We start from the raw sequence: 17268 nt of genomic DNA, 5'->3' as shown, positions 1-17268 counted from the left end.
GAGTATCTATACGAATAAACTTTTGCGATTAAATGTAATCTTGTGGAACTTTTTCAAAGCGATGCTGTCTTTATTGTGCACAGCACGCTTTACTATTTTTTGGTTTAAAGCAGTAAAACGATTAAAGGTTGGGTATGAACGATCGCCAAATAGATCAAGTTTTGGTGGAGCGCGCGCAGAAAGGTGACCATAAGGCATTCGAGATGCTGATGTCCAAGTATCAGCGTCGGCTAAACAGACTGATTTCCCGTTTTATTCAGGATGAGCACGAAGTACACGATGTAACCCAAGAGACAATGATTAGGGCTTATCGTGCGCTGGTTAATTTTCGCGGTGAGAGTGCATTTTATACATGGCTGTACCGTATCGGTATCAATACGGCAAAGAATTTTCTGACCACTTCGGGTCGCCAGTTTTTTGTCAGTTCGGAAGCAGCCAATGAGGAGGGAGATGTTCTCGATTTAACCGATCAGATTGCAGATTACCATACGCCGGAAGCTGAAATGATGAATCGGGAAATCTTGCAGACCGTCGAAGCAAGCATTGCGCAACTGCCAGACGATATGCGTCAAGCCATTACACTTAGGGAAATGGATGGCTTGTCTTACGAAGAAATAGCTCGGGTAGTGGATTGTCCGATAGGTACTGTACGTTCGCGTATTTTCAGAGCGCGTGAACTGATTGCAAAAGATTTGCGGCCGCTGTTGGATACTTCTGAAGATCAAAGGTGGTAATAAAAATGAATGACAAAACAAATAAAGCATTGGAGTATGTGTCTGCATTGATGGACGGTGAAGCATTGACTGATGAAATGCTGGATGCTGTATTGGCAGACGAGGAAGCCTTGCGCGCTTGGCATGAATACCACATTATCGGCGACTGTATCCGTCAGGGTGCTGCGGCGAGTGTTACCGGTGAAACCATGCAAAGCAAAGCATTTACAGTGCCTCAAAACGAGGCTGAAGGCAAACAGGAAAAATATGCTCAGCATGAAGCGGCCAATAGCGGCTTCTTCAAATTCTTTGCGGCTGCTGCCAGCGTGTGTGCGATTGCTGTTGCAGTATGGCAATTTACACCGCAAACTTCTCGTGACGCTATGCCGGTTGCAGAGAAGTCTAATGTTCAGCCAGCCCAAAATATTATTCCGGTAAGCGGTACGCCTAGTGATAAAGCAGCTTCCGAGCCTGGCGAAACTGTTGTGCCAAATGCGGCAAAAGACGGCAAAATTGAAAACCGTCCGACTGTCCGTACCGAGCAGCAAAATGAGCAGCAGACAGTTGTGCAGTAAAAAATGAAATCATGTAAAACCCTTGCTTCATTGTAAGGGTTTTTTATTTTCTAAGTAAAACCGTTAGGCCGTCTGAAAGCATAGCTTCAAGGAAGTTAAAACAGTTATAATGCGCTCCATGAAACTGATTACCTCTGCTCAAAACGAACAGCTCAAACATTTATTCCGTCTGCTGACACAGGCCAAAGCAAGGCGTGAAAGCGGTGAAACCGTATTGGAAGGCATACATCTGCTGCAAACTTATTTGCAAAGCGGCGGTACGCCCAAACAGGTTTATCTACCTGAAAAGAAACAGCAACATCCTGAAATTCAAGAAATTGCGGCGCAGTTGGATGAGGGATTGATTACTTGGGTCGGTAACGAAGCATTGTCTAAAATCACCAGTCTGACCGATGCCGATGATGTGATGACTTGGATTGATATTCCGCAGCAGGCAGGTTTGCCTTCAGACGGCGATTGCGTAGTATTGGAGCGGGTACAAGACCCTGGCAATGCAGGCACGATTTTGCGCAGCGCGGCGGCAGCCGGAATCAGGCAAATCGTGTGCGGCAATGATTCCGTGGATATCTGGTCGCCCAAAGTGTTGCGAGCGGGGATGGGTGCGCATTTTCTGCTGTCTATTTTCAATCGAGTGGAATTATCCGCTTGGATGGAAACGTATCAGCATCAAATTTGGGCAACTGCCTTGGGCGGTCGCAATATCGGTTTGTATGAGATGGACCTCAGTCAATCTTGTGCTTGGGTGTTTGGCAACGAAGGCAGCGGCGTGAGCGAAACGGTAAAAGAGAAGGCTGATGCCTGTGTCAAAATCCCCATGTTGGGGCAAACCGAATCCTTGAATGTCGCGATGGCGGCAACGGTTTGTCTGTTTGAACAAATGCGGCAACGTATCCATGCCTAGGCCGTCTGAAAACAATAATACGATTTTATTTTAAGGAACAAAAATGCAAATACTGACTTTTGATGAAGCGGCACGCAGCCGCTTGATGGAATTGCTGGATGATAAATCTGAAGCCCATAACACCATGCGTTGTGATGAGGTTCAAGGTTTTATGATGGCTTTATTGAGCGGTCCGGATGCTTTGAATCCGACCAACTGGCTGCCAGAGATTTTGGGTGAGGAATCTTTGTTTGATGCCAAAGAGCGCACCGAAATCGAACGTTTGGTCATGGCAATGGCCGCCGATATGCGCATGAAGCTCAACGAAAAAATCCTGCCTGATCTGTGGTTTTATGAAGATGAAGCCGGTAATCCGGATTTCTACACTTGGTGTAATGCCTACCTTTACGCACTGGATATTGTGCCTACCGATTGGTTTGAAGCAGTCGAACAGGAAGAATTTGAAGATTTGTTCTATCCGATTATGGCTTTGGGTGGTATCTATGATGATGAGGAAAACGGCGAAGTCATCTTGCATCTGAATGAAAAAGAGCTGACCCAGCTGGAATCTGATTTGCCACATGTCCTGCTGGATATTTACTGGTACTGGCAGGCTATCATCAATAAGCCGCAAACCGTACGCCGTGAAGGCGAAAAAGTGGGTCGCAACGATCCTTGCCCATGTGGTAGCGGTAAAAAATACAAAGCCTGCTGTGGCAAATAAACCATGAAATAAAAAGGCCGTCTGAATGCTTGAAATTCAGACGGCCTTTAATGTTTTTTGTTTAGAAGAATGAGGCTAACCAAACAAACAGGATGGTTAGCGCAATGGTCAATGCACAGCCGATTTTGGCTACGGTACCGATGATGAAGCCGATAAACGTACCGATACCGACTTTGCCTGCCTGCCATGTGTCTTTGCGTGCGATAAATTCGCCGATGGCCGCGCCGGTCAACGGGCCGAGCAACAAGCCGGGAATGGAGAAGAATGCGCCGACGATGCCGCCGATAAATGCACCCCAAACCGCGGTTTTACTTGCGCCGGTATATTTTGCACCCAATGCGCCCGCCACATAATCCATTGCAGTACCGAATACGGCAACAATGGCCAAAAAGGTCAGCGTACCCGAGCCAAACACTTGATAATCGCCGGCATAACCCAACAGCCATGCGCCGCCAAACATCAAACCCAGTCCGGGCAAGGCAGGGTAAATAGTGCCTAAAATGCCGACAACAATGGCGATTAAACCGAGGATAATCAGAATGGTGGTCATGGTTTTCCTTTTGATAGAGGGGTGGATAATGGCGGTATTATGAGGGCGTTTTGCCGGATTGCGATAAAGGTTTATGCAAGAAAATGAAAATATGCCTAAATATTCAGACGGCCTTTCAGTCAATAGCTACCGAAAGGCCGTCTGAATGTCTAAACGCGGTTACATACCGCAGGTTTTGGGTTTGTTTGCCAAAATATTGATGACTTTGCGTTCGGTTTTTTGTGGTTCGATTTTAATTTCGCTTTCGTCTTCTTCGCTGCCGTCGGAGAAACGTTCCGGCATTTTTTCGCTGTCAAACGCCAAGTCGCCGCCGTGTTTCAGGCTTTGACCGCGTTCCAAGCCGATAAAGTCGAAAAGTTCGGTATCGGCCAAATGCGATGGAACGACGTTTTGTAGAGCGGAGAACATAGACTCGATACGGCCGGGGAAGCGTTTGTCCCAATCGCGCATCATGTCGCCGATGACTTGGCGTTGCAGGTTGGGCTGCGATCCGCAAAGGTTGCACGGGATAATCGGGAATTGCTTCAGTTCGGCGTATTTAATCAAATCTTTTTCTTTCACATACGCCAGCGGGCGGATGACGATGTGTTCGCCGTTGTCGCTCACCAGCTTGGGCGGCATGGCTTTGAGTTTGCCGCCGTAAAACATGTTTAAAAACAAGGTGGCGAGGATGTCGTCACGATGGTGTCCCAAGGCGATTTTGGTGCAGCCCAATTCTTTTGCCGTGCGGTAGAGGATGCCGCGGCGTAAACGGCTGCACAGCGAGCAAGTTGTTTTACCTTCTTCCAATACACGTTTGACGGTGGAATAAGTGTCTTCTTCAACGATTTTGTAGGGAACGCCGATGCTTTCGAGATAGGTCGGCAATACTTCTTCAGGGAAGCCCGGCTGTTTTTGGTCGAGATTGACGGCGACCAGTTCAAAATCAATCGGCGCGCTGGCTTGAAGCTGGCACAGAATGTCTAAAAGGGCGTAGCTGTCTTTGCCGCCTGAGAGGCAGACCATGATTTTGTCGCCCGGCTCGATCATATTGAAATCGTTAATGGCATCGCCGACGGCGTGGCGCAGGCGTTTGCTGAGTTTGTTGTTTTCTAATTCTTGCTTGGTTTTTTTGGACATGGCTGTTTGTGCTTTGAAATAATAGAAAAATTTAAGGGCGGTATTGTACCGCAAAAGAATAAAGGTCGTCTGAAAAACTGCGCTTGCTTGGTTGAAGCGGCGTTTTCAGACGGCCTGATATTTGCTCTTTATTTGATTTGAAGGGCGGTAATTTTGATTTCAACCTTCCAGTCGGGAGAAGCCAGTTTCGCCTCCACGCAGGCGCGGGCCGGAGCGCGTTCGGGGGCTGTCCATGCATCCCAGGCTTCGTTCATAGCGGCGTAGTCGTTCATATCGGGCAGATAGATGGTGGCTTCTAAAATATGGGCTTTGTCGGATTGGCATTGTGCGAGCCATGAATCGATTTGCGCCAAAACATTTTCAGTTTGCGCTTTGGCATCGGCTTCAGGATTTTCGGGAACCATGCCGGAGAGGAAAACCAAGCCGTTGGCTACGACGGCTTCCGAATAGCGTTTGCTTGCACCAAGATAGCGGATATCCATGTTGTCTCCTGATTTCAAAAAGAAGGTATGGTAACATTGCGACTGTTTACGTTCCACATTTAAGAGGGGCCGTCTGAAAAGGATGGCGGGAAACAACCCATGAGTAAAGCAGAATATCCGGTTACGCAGGCAGTACGCTTTTTACGCAGTAAGAAAATCGATTTTGTCCCTTATGTTTACGCGTATGAAGAACATGGCGGTACGGCGCGTTTTGCCGAATGTGCGGGCAAGCCCGAGCATCAAGTCATCAAAACGATCGTCTTGCAGGATGAGCATAAAAAAGGTTTGGTTGTTTTAATGCACGGCGACAAACATATTTCCACCCGCAATCTGGCGCGCGAGCTAGGCTTGAAACACATCGAGCCGGCAACAGCGGATCAGGCGGCGAAATGGACTGGATATTTGGTCGGCGGTACATCACCGTTCGGTATGAAAACCGCTTTGCCGGTTTATGTGGAAGAAAGTATTTGGGCTTTGGACGAGATTTTTATCAATGGCGGCAAACGTGGGTTTATCGTAGGCATGAAGCCTGAAAACCTGCGGACGCTTAATCCGAAAGATGTTCATGTTGCAGTCGATTCATAAAGGATAGGAATACAGATGGAACAATTAAATTTATACGAAATCTTGGGAGTATCTCAGGATGCTGATATCAACGTTATCCGCGAGGCTTACGGCAAATTGGTGGCCAATCCGGATATTCAGAAAGATGCGGAGCGGTTTAAAGCCATCGGACAGGCTTTTGAAGTATTGTCTCATCCGGAAAAACGGTTGGCTTATGATGCGGCTATGCAGTACGAGCGTCAGGAAACCAATACCAACAACTTCACTGATATGGCGACAAATGTGGTTAACACGCCCAGCTCTGACGTGAAAAACTATGTTTTTATCGCTTATGTGACATATGCTGTGGGCTTATTGATTTTGTTTACCCCCGTTGTCGGTGTGATCATGGCGTATGTTAAACGCGATGAGGCTCAAGGCAGTATTTACGCCAGCCATATCGATTATTTGATTAAGACATTTTGGGTGTCTTTAGTAGGTACGGTTTTGGGCACTTTTACTACACTTATCTTAATTGGTTGGTTGATTCTGTTGGTAACTGCCATTTGGTTTATTTACCGTGTAGTCATCGGACTGATTAAACTGAATGAAGATAAGCCCGTCTCCACTCAAGGATGGTTTTAAAGCATGGCATATTTATTGGCAAGTATCGTTTGCAGCGTGTTGGTTTCCGTATTGCTGAAAGTGGCGCGCAAGCAAAAAATCAATATCGAGCAGGCGGTAGCGGTGAACTACATCGTTGCTATAACCTTGACCATGCTGGTGTTAAAGCCTGATTTGAGCAATCCGCAGGTATTTTTACCGACTTGGTGGCTTTTTGCGGCCTTGGGTATATTACTGCCAACCGTGTTTGTCATTATGGGCAAATCGGTAGATGCGGCAGGTATTGTCAAATCGGACGCGGCACAACGCCTATCGTTGTTTCTGCCGATTGTCGCTTCATTCACGCTTTTCCATGAGCAGTTGACCGAAGGCCGTCTGATTGGTTTGGTATTGGCATTTACGGCACTGTTTTTCTTACTTTGGAAAAGCGATGGCGGCAAGAAATCCGGCGGCTTCAGCACGCAAGTAATGCTGCTTTTGGGCGTTTGGTGCGGCTACGGCGTCATTGATATTTTGTTCAAACAAGTGGCCAAAAGCGGTACCGCGTTTGCTGGTAATTTGCTGGTGGCGTTTTGTTTGGCAGGTATCTTGATGTTTGGCTACCTGTTTGCCAAAGGAAGCAAATGGACTAAAGAGGGCATAGTGGGCGGTATGATTTTGGGCTGCCTGAACTTTTTGAATATTGTTACCTACATCTCGGCACACCAAATCATGAAGGATAATCCGACCTTGGTATTTGCCGGTATGAATATTGGCGTGATTGTTTTGGGTACGCTGATTGGTGCGGCAATATTTAAGGAAAAAATCAGCAGCATTAATGCAGCCGGTATCAGCATTGCTATTTGCTCGATAGCCTGCCTGTTTTACTGGCCGCAGATCCGCAGCTTGCTAGGCTAAAAATACTTATGCCGTCTGAAAATTTTCAGACGGCCTTATTTTTATTATAAAATAGCCATTCATGCGCCGATTTGGCCGTATGGGAATTATTTTGCGCTTACGGGCGTTTCTATGTTAAACAAAGAAGTTGAACTCACACAATAATATCGATAGTTACATCATGAAACATATTCAAAAACACATTCAATGCGCCGTTCTCGGCATGCTGGTATTGTCCGGCTGTCAATCTTATCAGGAAGATCAAAGCCGCCGCAGCAAAATGGCTCAATTCGCGCTTAACCATCCCGTAGCCGCTCAAGTTATCGGTATGGAAGACGAAGGCTTAATCAATATGACCAGCAATGCCGCACGTTTTGCCGAGCGTTCAGGTTTGGACGATAAAGCAAACGGCGACAGCAGGGGGACACAAGTCAATGCCGTACGCCAAGCATTGTGGCAGGCGGCGATTGCTTCCAAATTCGACAGTATTATTGCAGAAAAAGCAGGTAATGCGCGTCTGACGGATATGGAGTTGCGTGAAGGTAAAGACGACTACTTCAGCCGCTACCTTGCCGACCAAGCGGTCGATCAACGCAACAACCGTATCGGCCGCAGTATCGGCAGTGCCAAGCCCGACCGCGATATGAAAACGCTAGCGGCAAGCATTTTGTTCTACTACAACAAAGTAGGCTTGTGGACGGCTTCCGAAGTGAACAACCGTTGGCACATCAAACAGGAAAAACTTTCAGACGGCCAGTATGCCGAGGCATTGAAAAACATCGCCAAATTGGATCAAAACGGCATGACCGAACAGGAACGTAGCGGTTATAAAACCGATACACTCAACGAAATCAAGCGTTCGGTTAAGGCCATGCGTCAAGTCGAAGACTGATTTTAAGACTTCATCATTTAAAGGCAATTATTATGAATTTCCCTCCGCGTTATGTCTCAAACACCCGTATGCGCCGTATGCGTAAAGATGATTTTTCACGTCGCCTGATGCGCGAGCATACTTTGACGGCAGATGATTTGATCTATCCGGTTTTTGTATTGGAAGGTCAGAATCAGGAAGAGGCAGTACCATCCATGCCTGGCGTCAAACGCCAAAGTTTGGACAAATTGTTGTTTACCGCTGAAGAAGCACTGAAGCTCGGCATTCCTATGCTGGCTTTGTTTCCCGTGGTAACGCAAAACAAAACCGAATTTGCGGAGGAAGCTTATAATCCTGAAGGCTTGGTACCGACAATAGTACGAACCTTGCGTGAGAAATTCCCAGAACTGGGTATCATGACTGACGTTGCCTTGGACCCTTATACCATTCACGGCCAAGACGGTTTAACCGATGAAAATGGCTATGTCCTCAACGATGAAACCATTGAAGTTTTGGTAAAACAGGCTTTGTGTCATGCAGATGCGGGCGCACAAGTCATTGCCCCATCAGATATGATGGACGGACGTATTCTTGCCATTCGCGAAGCTTTGGAAGATGCTGGACACATCCATACGCACATCATGGCATATTCGGCAAAATATGCTTCAGCGTTTTACGGCCCGTTTCGCGATGCTGTCGGCAGCTCCGGCAATTTGGGTAAGGCAGACAAGAAAACCTACCAAATGGATCCTGCAAACACTAACGAAGCCTTGCACGAAGTAGCATTGGACATTCAAGAGGGCGCAGATATGGTAATGGTAAAACCGGGTCTACCGTATCTGGATGTCGTCCGCCGAGTTAAAGACGAGTTCGGCGTACCGACTTATGCCTACCAAGTTTCCGGCGAATATGCCATGCTTCAGGCAGCCATTCAAAACGGTTGGTTGGATGGCGAAAAAACCATTTTGGAAAGCCTGTTGGCATTCAAACGCGCCGGCGCCGATGGTATTTTGACTTACTATGCGATTGAAGCGGCAAAATTGTTGAAGAAGTAAAATAAAGAAATAAATTAAAAAGCGGCAAACAGTGTTTATCCTGTTTTGCCGCTTTTTTGTATTACTTAAAATTGACTCAATAGAGCCCGACTAAGGTTTATTTTTTTAAATCTAAAAAATCTTGTATAGTCATTTTGACCAAATAAAGGCCGTCTGAAAAATCAGGGAACTGTTTTTTCAGACGGCCTTATATAATTTAAACCTTAGTGATGGCTGCAACCCCCGTGGGTTTCACGCAAAGCTTCGGCTGCTTGCTCGTCTGCGTGGTAGCTGGAGCGAACCATTGCGCCGATGGCGGCATTGGTAAAGCCCAATTCGTATGCTTCTTTTTCAAAAACTTTGAATTGGTCAGGCGTTACATAGCGCAAGACGGGCAAGTGGCCGTCTGAAGGTTGCAGATATTGGCCGATGGTAATCATCTCGATATTGTTGGCACGCATATCGCGCATGATTTCGCGTACGTCCTCGTCTGTTTCGCCCAAGCCGACCATGATGCCGGATTTGGTCGGGATATGAGGCATCATTTCTTTGTAGCGGCGCAGAAGCTCGAGGGAATGTTGGTAGTTGGCACCCGGACGGGCTTTTTTATACAGGCTTGGATGGGTTTCCAAGTTGTGGTTCATCACGTCGGGCGGTGTTTCTGCCAAGATTTCCAGTGCGATGTCCAGACGGCCGCGGAAATCGGGAACGAGGATTTCGATTTTGGTATTCGGGCTGGTTTCACGGATGGCTTTGATGCAGTCGGCGAAATGTTGGGCGCCGCCATCACGCAGGTCGTCACGGTCGACGGAAGTAATCACGACATAGCGTAGGTTCATGGATTTGACAGATTCGGCCAAGTGTTTAGGCTCGTCAGGATCCAACATGTTGGGGCGGCCATGGCCAACGTCGCAGAACGGGCAGCGGCGGGTACAAATATCGCCCATAATCATGAATGTGGCCGTACCTTTGGTAAAGCATTCGCTGATGTTTGGACAAGATGCTTCTTCGCACACGGTATGCATTTTTTGTTCGCGAAGAATATTTTTGATTTCAAAGAATTTCTTGCCCGGTAATTTGGCGCGGATCCATTCGGGCTTTTTCAATTTTTGTTCCAATGGAACGACTTTAATCGGAATGCGTGCAGTTTTGTCTGCGCCTTTTAGTTTGATGCCGCGTTTGGGGTCGTTTTTTACTTCTTCACTCATGGTGATGTGTTCTTTCTGTCGTTATAAAGGCCGTCTGAAAAGCTGATTGCGGCCTTTATGGCCTAAGGGCTTGTGGGTTCAGAGGGGCAGTTAAAAGATGGCGTTGGGGTCGAATATTTTCAGACGGCCTTATGCTAGCTCTTTTTGTAAATGCTTAGTCAGTTTGTCTGAAACTTCTGCCAAACTGGGTGCCGGAGAGACATAGTCGGCAATTTGGGTCATTTCCATACCGGCATAACCGCAGGGGTTGATATGGGTAAACGGACTTAAATCCATGTTCACATTGAGAGCCAAACCGTGGTAAACGGATCCGTCTTTGATACGCAGGCCAAGGGAAGCGATTTTACGCTCTCCGACATAAACGCCGGGGCGTTTGGGATCGGCGGCTGCTTCGATGCCGTATTCTGCCAAGGTGGCGATGATGCTGTTTTCAAGTGCGGAAACGATGTGGCGGACACTGGTTTTACGGCGTTTGAAATTGATCATCGTATAGACGACCAGTTGGCCGGGGCCGTGATAGGTAATTTGACCGCCTCTGTCAATTTGGACAACGGGAATATCGTCGCGGATGAGGAGGTGTTCGGGTTTTCCGGCCAAGCCTTGGGTAAATACGGGCGGATGTTCGACCACCCATAATTCGTCTTCGGTATTTTCGTCACGTGAGGCATTAAATGCCTTCATGGCTTCGAAAGTCGGCAGGTAATCGACCAAGCCTTTGTGCACGATTTTCATTACAGCACCACTTTTACCAATTTGTGTGCAGTCAGGTCGCGGTAGATATTGTCGAGCTGCTCTTGGTTGTCGACATTTACTTTGACGGTTGCGCCGGTGTAGTTGCCTTTGCTGCTTGGGCGCGTAGTAATGTGGTGCGGCTCGGTATCGGGAGCGTGTTTGCGCACGGTTTCCAAGATGGCGGATTCAAATTCGGGATGAACTGCACCCATAACTTTCAAGGAGAAAGTACAGGGGAATTCAATCAGTGATTTTTTTTCAGTTGAGTCTGTCATGGTTTACTGCCTTGTTTGGTTTGCTTGGGCCGTCTGAAAAGTTTTCAGACGGCCTGAAATCCGATATATTTTATCGTAAACGTCCATATCGGGCTATTAAAAATGATGTTTTCGAAAATAGGTGCGGATAAGCTGTTTTCAAGTCTTGAAATGCAGCGCTTCAGCCCAATTTTGAGCTACATTCTGATTTAACAATGATTGAGATTTCTAACTATGCCGACAAAAGACAAATATTTCGAGGAATACAGTGCGCTGGCTACCTTGCCTTTACGCGATGTCGTGGTGTATCCGCATATGGTATTGCCGCTGTTCGTCGGTCGTCCTAAATCGATTGCGGCCCTTGAGGCGGCAATGGCCAATGATGATCCGGTTTTCCTGTTGGCCCAGCTTGACCCTAATACAGAAGATCCTAAAGCTGAAGATTTGCACCAGACCGGCACGGTCGCCCAAGTTTTGCAGGTTTTGAAGCTGCCTGACGGTACGGTTAAAGTATTGGTAGAAGGTATCCGTCGTGCGCGTGCATTGACGGTTGATGAAACAGGCGGATTGTTTTTGTCCCATGTTGAGGCGATTGATGAGAATAGCGACAAGGACAATCCTGAAATTGAGGCCTTGCGCCGTACTCTGCTGACTCAATTTGAGCAATATGCGAAGTTGAACAAAAAAATCCCTGCCGAAGTCATCAGCACCATCAGCAGTATTGATGACAACAGCCGCCTTGCAGATACTATTGCCGCGCATTTGCAGCTGAAATTGGAGCAACGTCAATATGTATTGGAGACTGCCGGCATTGTTGACCGTTTGGAATTTCTGCTGGCGCAGTTGGAAGCCGAACTCGACATCATGCAGGTTGAGAAGCGCATCCGTGGCCGCGTGAAACGTCAAATGGAAAAATCCCAACGCGAGTATTACTTAAATGAGCAAGTGAAAGCGATTCAGAAAGAGTTGGGCGAAGAAGACGAGCGCGGCGAACTGGATGCGCTGGAGAACAAAATCAAAGAAGCAGGCATGAGCAAAGAAGCTGAAGAAAAATGTCTGTCTGAATTGAAAAAACTGAAAATGATGCCGCCAATGTCTGCGGAATCTACCGTCGTGCGCAACTATATCGATACTTTGCTTGAGTTGCCGTGGAAGAAAAAATCCCGTGTCAGCAAAGATATTGCCAAGGCTGATTTGATTTTGAATGCCGACCACTATGGATTGGAAAAAGTCAAAGAATGTATTTTGGAATATTTGGCTGTTCAAAAACGTATGGACAAGCTCAAAGGCCCGATTTTGTGTCTGGTTGGCCCTCCGGGTGTGGGTAAAACTTCCTTGGGTGAATCGATTGCCAAGGCGACAGGCCGTCAATATGTGCGTATGGCGTTGGGCGGCGTGCGTGATGAAAGCGAAATCCGCGGCCACCGCCGTACCTATATCGGCTCTATGCCGGGCAAAATCCTGCAAAACATGGCGAAAGCCGGTGTGAAAAATCCATTGTTCTTGCTCGATGAAATCGACAAGATGGGCAGCGATTTCCGTGGTGATCCGGCCAGTGCTTTGCTTGAGGTGCTGGATCCTGAGCAAAACAACAAGTTTGCCGACCACTATGCCGAAGTTGATTATGATTTGAGCGATGTGATGTTTATTGCAACTTCAAACAGCTTGAATATCCCGACTCCGCTGCTTGACCGTATGGAAATTATCCGTCTGTCCGGTTATACGGAAGACGAAAAAATCAATATCGCCATGCAATACCTTGTGCCGAAACAAATGAAGCGCAATGGTGTAAAAGAGGGCGAATTGGTGGTTGATGAAAGTGCGGTACGCGATATTATCCGTTACTACACCCGCGAGGCCGGTGTCCGCTCGTTGGATCGTGAAATTGCCAAAATCTGCCGCAAAGTGGTAATGCAGGTTACTTTGAATGAGGATAAGAAAAAAGCGTCTAAATCCAAAACAGTAAGCAAGGCCAAGCCTAAAGCGATTAAAGTTACTGAGAAAAATCTGCATGACTATCTGGGCGTACGCCGTTTCGACTATGGTGTGGCTGAAAGCGAAAACCGTATCGGTCAGGTAACCGGTTTGGCTTGGACGGAAGTCGGTGGTGAGTTGTTGACTGTTGAGGCGGTTGCCTTGCCGGGCAAAGGTACGATTCAATGTACCGGCCAACTGGGCGATGTCATGAAAGAATCGGTATCGGCCGCATGGTCGGTTGTCCGTTCCCGTGCTGAATCAGTGGGTTTGGCTCCTGATTTTTACGAGAAGAAAGACATTCACATCCATGTGCCTGAAGGTGCGACGCCAAAAGACGGTCCGAGCGCAGGTATTGCCATGACTTTGGCGATGGTTTCTGCCTTTACCAAAATTCCGGTGCGTGCAGATGTGGCGATGACCGGCGAAATTACTTTGCGTGGCGAAGTTTTGCCGATCGGCGGTTTGAAAGAAAAACTGCTGGCTGCTTTGCGCGGCGGGATCAAGCATGTATTGATTCCAAAAGACAACATCAAAGATTTGGAAGAAATCCCTGAAAATGTCAAAACCGGTCTGACCATTCATCCGGTCAAATGGATTGATGAAGTGTTGGCTTTGGGCTTGGAAACTCAGCCTGAGCAATGGGCGGCTGAATTGGCGGTTGCCGAGACCCCGCAAACTTCTAAGGCGAAGTCAAGAACAAAAGCAACCAAGCATTAAGTTGGCCGTCTGATGTTGCAAAAAATGTGGTTTTGCCCTGAATGCCACAAAAATAGGGCAATTCCACATCTTTTACTTGACATGATAATTTCAGAATTGCTATAAAGTGCGTATGTGCTTTAAAAGTGCTTAAGCCCCGAGTATTCGGGCATTTCATCATTTTTTACGATAGGAAGGGACTAATTGTGAACAAGTCTGAATTGATCGAAGCAATTGCTCAAGAAGCCGGCATTTCCAAATCTGCTGCGCAAAAAGCTTTGGATGCTACTACTAATGCCGTAACCAACGCGTTGAAAAACGGCGACACTGTTACTCTGGTCGGTTTCGGTACTTTCTACGTCGGCGAACGCGCCGAACGTCAAGGCCGCAACCCTAAAACTGGCGAGCCTTTGACTATTGCTGCTGCTAAAACTCCTAAATTCCGTGCCGGTAAAGCATTGAAAGACGCTCTGTAATTTAGAGTCTTTCCCTGAATGGGAATAAAAAACCGAATTGATTCGGTTTTTTATTTTGAAGGCCGTCTGAAACCTTTCAGACGGCCTTTAGTTTGTTGAGTGCATAAAAAGGCTGAAATCCTAATGATAAAAGGATTTCAGCCTTTTTAGTTTATCTTGTTACATTTGATTTTTATATTGATATACCTTATCATTAACGGAAACACAGTATTCAAAACAAACCGCACTTATCGAAAGAAGGGGCAAATAGCCATTCATAACCAATCTTTCAAATGTGCCACGCACTCGTCATACTTCTCACATTTTTTCAATAATCTGATTTTAAAACAAATGAAAAGAGAGGCTTATGTCTACCATTCCTTTGTCGCGCCTTAAAAAAGGCGCAGTCGTACATATTGATTCCATTGCTCCCAACCCTGTTTTTGGTGATTTGGATACCTTGGTAACCCGTCGTCTTTCGGATTTGGGTTTTTCCAGCGGAATGCCGTTGCAAGTGATTGCAGTGGGTGGTTTTGGGAGAGGCCCGTTTGCGGTACGTTTGGGTAACCAATCCCAATTCTCCCTGCGTTTGGAAGAGGCCGGGAAGATTATGTGTCGTATCGTTGAGGCCGTTTAAGGCCGTCTGAAAGAATAAGGAAAAATGATGGAACTAAGCTATTTTGCCTTGATTGGCGCGCCAAACTGCGGCAAAACCGTTTTGTTCAACGGTTTGACCGGCTCACATGCCAAGGTTGCCAATTATCCGGGCGTAACTGTCGATAAGCGCGAGGGCGCCTTCCTCGACGACGAGGCCGTCCGCATTATCGACCTGCCGGGCACATACAGCCTACGCACGACCAGCCCCGACGAAGCGGTGGCGAAAGATGTAATGGTAGGCAAGATGGGCATTCCGCCCGATGCCATTATTGCCGTTGCCGACGCGACCAACCTGCGTATGACCCTGCGCATGATTTTGGAACTGAAAACGCTGGGACTGCCTATGGTGGTGTCGCTGAATTTGAGCGACGTGGCCCGCAAAAGGGGCTTGAATATCGACGCGGCCAAACTGAGCGAGTTGTTGGATGCACCTGTTTTGGAAACAGTTGCAGTGAGCGCGTCGGGCGTACAGGCTGTACGCGAAGCCGTGGCGAAGCTGCCGCGTAAACGCTCTTTCCCCGCAAACCCCGCCTCTGCCGAACGCACGCTCGATGCGCTGGATAGCGACAAACTTTATCAAGAAGTCGAATCGATTTTGGCACAAGTGGTACGCACCCAGATGACGCTGCCCGCATGGCACAAAAAACTCGACGACATCGTGCTGCACCCCGTTTGGGGCATGATTATGCTGCTGGTGATCCTGTTTATGGTGTTCCAAGCGGTTTACACTTGGGCGGCGCCGATTATGGATGCCATCGAAGGCGGCTTTGCCGCGCTGGGCGAATGGATAGGCGCCAACATGGAGCCGGGCATCCTCAACGACTTGCTCGTCAACGGCGTCATTGCCGGTTTGGGCAGCGTGTTGGTGTTCCTGCCTCAGATTACGATTTTGTTTGCCTTTATCCTGCTTTTGGAAGACTCGGGCTATCTGCCGCGTGCAGCCTTCCTGTTGGATAACATCATGGCGAAAAGCGGTTTGTCCGGCCGTTCGTTTATTCCCCTTTTGTCCAGCTTTGCCTGTGCCGTTCCTGCCGTGATGTCGGCGCGAACCATTAACGACCCGCGCGAACGCCTTGTTACCATTGCGGTTGCGCCATTGCTGACTTGTTCCGCACGTTTGCCGGTATATGCGCTGATTATCGCTGCTGTCATTCCTGACCGTACAGTGGGCGGTATTTTCAACCTGCAAGGCCTGACACTGTTTATTCTTTATATCGCAGGCATCCTGTCGGCTGCATTAGCGGCATATATCATGAAACGCTTGGCGCGAATGAAAGGCAACGTGCAACAATTCCCACTCTTGATGGAATTGCCGACTTTCCGTACGCCTAACTTTAAACACATCATGACCAGCCTGTGGGATAGGGTGAAAGCCTTCCTGAAACGCGCGGGTACCATCATTTTTGCGTTGGCCGTGGTTCTGTGGGGCTTGGTAAGCTGGCCGCAACCGCCTGAAGGCGCAACCGGTGCAGCCATCGATTACAGCTTGGCAGGTACGCTTGGTCATGCTATTCAGCCGTTGTTTGCACCTTTGGGCTTTACTTGGGAAATGTGTATCGCCATGATTCCGGGTATTGCCGCGCGTGAAGTAGTTGTCGCTGCTTTGGGTACCGTTTATGCCGTCAGCGCATCGTCTGAAGATGCAGTACAAAACGCACTGATTCCTATCGTACACAACAACTGGGGCTTGCCGACCGCCTTTGCCTTCTTGGCTTGGTATGTGTATGCTCCGATGTGTGCCGCGACTTTGACCGTGATTAGACGCGAAACCAAATCCACGAAAAATATGCTTATGATTACAGGCTATTTGTTCCTGATGGCTTATTTTGCCGCATTCGTGGTTTATCAAATTTCTTCAAGGATACTATCGTCATGACTCAATATATTATCGTCGGCTTGATTATGCTTGCCTGCGTATTCTTCCTCTTGCGAAAATTCGTGTTCAAACCGAAAAAACGCGACTGCAGCAGCGGCTGCGGCAAATGCGGCGGTTGCGGTTAAATAAAGAGGGTTAGGTAAAAGTAAAAGGCCGTCTGAAATGGTTTCAGACGGCCTTTTTGTATGTTTGAACTATGGTTCAATCGTTGTTGTAGGGTTTTCTAAGATTCTGTGACAAAACGCTTAAACTGTCTTTTTTCTTGGGAAAATGATGCAAGTGATTAAAAATATCAATGTTCCCCCTACGAAATCGATTAAATGGTGTTGATAGACAAATAAGACCGAAATGGCGAGTAAAAACCCCCATATACCAAAAAATGATTTTAAGAATTTAGATTTGAATTCTCTACAATAAACCTC

At 47.5% G+C, this 17268-nt stretch carries 20 protein-coding genes; 14 read left to right on the top strand and 6 right to left on the bottom strand.

Annotation, left to right across the window (positions count from 1 at the left end):
* Positions 1 to 134: 134 nt before the first annotated feature.
* From rpoE to O3660_RS00575, 4 genes are all read left to right on the top strand, one after another.
* Positions 135 to 734 carry an RNA polymerase sigma factor RpoE gene (gene rpoE, locus O3660_RS00590; RefSeq protein ID WP_049352341.1) on the top strand — a complete coding sequence of 200 codons (600 nt, stop codon included), beginning with the start codon at positions 135 to 137 and terminating at the stop codon, positions 732 to 734.
* Between the two features lie 5 nt (positions 735 to 739).
* Positions 740 to 1288 carry a sigma-E factor negative regulatory protein gene (locus O3660_RS00585; RefSeq protein WP_049352338.1) on the top strand — a complete coding sequence of 183 codons (549 nt, stop codon included), beginning with the start codon at positions 740 to 742 and terminating at the stop codon, positions 1286 to 1288.
* 118 nt (positions 1289 to 1406) lie between these two features.
* Entirely contained in the window at positions 1407 to 2189 is a 783-nt protein-coding gene (locus O3660_RS00580; protein ID WP_049352336.1) for an RNA methyltransferase, read from the top strand.
* Between the two features lie 43 nt (positions 2190 to 2232).
* Complete coding sequence (locus O3660_RS00575; RefSeq protein WP_049352331.1) at positions 2233 to 2892, top strand: YecA family protein; 660 nt, start codon at positions 2233 to 2235, stop codon at positions 2890 to 2892.
* A 61-nt stretch (positions 2893 to 2953) separates the two neighbouring features.
* On the opposite strand, the gene O3660_RS00570 is transcribed toward O3660_RS00575, so the two are convergent.
* The 3 genes from O3660_RS00570 to O3660_RS00560 form a co-directional block, all read right to left on the bottom strand.
* Complete coding sequence (locus O3660_RS00570; protein WP_036472395.1) at positions 2954 to 3442, bottom strand: DUF456 domain-containing protein; 489 nt, start codon at positions 3440 to 3442, stop codon at positions 2954 to 2956.
* A gap of 159 nt (positions 3443 to 3601) precedes the next feature.
* Entirely contained in the window at positions 3602 to 4561 is a 960-nt protein-coding gene (gene ttcA / locus O3660_RS00565) for a tRNA 2-thiocytidine(32) synthetase TtcA (protein WP_049352328.1), read from the bottom strand.
* 128 nt (positions 4562 to 4689) lie between these two features.
* Entirely contained in the window at positions 4690 to 5043 is a 354-nt protein-coding gene (locus O3660_RS00560) for a RidA family protein (protein ID WP_003683286.1), read from the bottom strand.
* Positions 5044 to 5142: 99 nt separating this feature from the next.
* Here O3660_RS00560 and O3660_RS00555 point away from each other — a divergent pair, with 99 nt between their 5' ends.
* From O3660_RS00555 to hemB, 5 genes are all read left to right on the top strand, one after another.
* Positions 5143 to 5628, top strand: a complete 486-nt coding sequence (locus O3660_RS00555) for an aminoacyl-tRNA deacylase (RefSeq protein WP_003683433.1) — start codon at positions 5143 to 5145, stop codon at positions 5626 to 5628.
* Positions 5629 to 5643: 15 nt separating this feature from the next.
* Positions 5644 to 6231 carry a DnaJ domain-containing protein gene (locus tag O3660_RS00550; RefSeq protein ID WP_049352325.1) on the top strand — a complete coding sequence of 196 codons (588 nt, stop codon included), beginning with the start codon at positions 5644 to 5646 and terminating at the stop codon, positions 6229 to 6231.
* A gap of 3 nt (positions 6232 to 6234) precedes the next feature.
* Positions 6235 to 7107 (top strand): DMT family transporter, encoded by an 873-nt coding sequence (locus O3660_RS00545; protein WP_049352322.1) that lies wholly within the window; start codon positions 6235 to 6237, stop codon positions 7105 to 7107.
* A gap of 160 nt (positions 7108 to 7267) precedes the next feature.
* The gene (locus O3660_RS00540) at positions 7268 to 7978 is read left to right on the top strand and encodes a hypothetical protein (RefSeq protein ID WP_049352320.1); all 711 of its coding nucleotides are present in this window, start codon (positions 7268 to 7270) and stop codon (positions 7976 to 7978) included.
* Between the two features lie 32 nt (positions 7979 to 8010).
* Entirely contained in the window at positions 8011 to 9012 is a 1002-nt protein-coding gene (hemB, locus tag O3660_RS00535) for a porphobilinogen synthase (RefSeq protein ID WP_049329593.1), read from the top strand.
* A 203-nt stretch (positions 9013 to 9215) separates the two neighbouring features.
* On the opposite strand, the gene lipA is transcribed toward hemB, so the two are convergent.
* The 3 genes from lipA to O3660_RS00520 form a co-directional block, all read right to left on the bottom strand.
* A complete protein-coding gene (lipA, locus tag O3660_RS00530; protein ID WP_003683323.1) occupies positions 9216 to 10199 on the bottom strand; it encodes a lipoyl synthase in 984 nt (327 codons plus the stop codon).
* Positions 10200 to 10328: 129 nt separating this feature from the next.
* Positions 10329 to 10931 (bottom strand): lipoyl(octanoyl) transferase LipB, encoded by a 603-nt coding sequence (gene lipB / locus O3660_RS00525; RefSeq protein ID WP_049352317.1) that lies wholly within the window; start codon positions 10929 to 10931, stop codon positions 10329 to 10331.
* Positions 10931 to 11206 (bottom strand): DUF493 family protein, encoded by a 276-nt coding sequence (locus O3660_RS00520; protein ID WP_049352316.1) that lies wholly within the window; start codon positions 11204 to 11206, stop codon positions 10931 to 10933. Before O3660_RS00520 ends, lipB begins: the two co-directional genes overlap by 1 nt.
* 213 nt (positions 11207 to 11419) lie before the next feature.
* Here O3660_RS00520 and lon point away from each other — a divergent pair, with 213 nt between their 5' ends.
* From lon to O3660_RS00495, 5 genes are all read left to right on the top strand, one after another.
* A complete protein-coding gene (gene lon / locus O3660_RS00515) occupies positions 11420 to 13879 on the top strand; it encodes an endopeptidase La (RefSeq protein ID WP_049352313.1) in 2460 nt (819 codons plus the stop codon).
* 185 nt (positions 13880 to 14064) lie between these two features.
* Entirely contained in the window at positions 14065 to 14334 is a 270-nt protein-coding gene (locus O3660_RS00510) for an HU family DNA-binding protein (protein ID WP_003683413.1), read from the top strand.
* A gap of 346 nt (positions 14335 to 14680) precedes the next feature.
* Positions 14681 to 14950 (top strand): FeoA family protein, encoded by a 270-nt coding sequence (locus O3660_RS00505; protein ID WP_003683509.1) that lies wholly within the window; start codon positions 14681 to 14683, stop codon positions 14948 to 14950.
* Positions 14951 to 14977: 27 nt separating this feature from the next.
* Positions 14978 to 16846, top strand: a complete 1869-nt coding sequence (locus O3660_RS00500; protein WP_049352309.1) for a ferrous iron transporter B — start codon at positions 14978 to 14980, stop codon at positions 16844 to 16846.
* Positions 16843 to 16971, top strand: coding sequence for a FeoB-associated Cys-rich membrane protein (locus O3660_RS00495; RefSeq protein WP_003683546.1), 129 nt, complete (start codon positions 16843 to 16845; stop codon positions 16969 to 16971). The genes O3660_RS00500 and O3660_RS00495 overlap by 4 nt, the downstream gene beginning before the upstream one ends.
* The last annotated feature ends 297 nt before the right edge of the window (positions 16972 to 17268 follow it).

The organism is Neisseria sp. 27098_8_139, from assembly GCF_041433195.1.
In the GTDB taxonomy this organism is placed as follows: Bacteria; Pseudomonadota; Gammaproteobacteria; order Burkholderiales; family Neisseriaceae; genus Neisseria; species Neisseria subflava.
The sequence above is the reverse complement of the archived record's forward strand: the minus strand, read 5'-3'. Positions and strand labels throughout refer to the sequence as shown.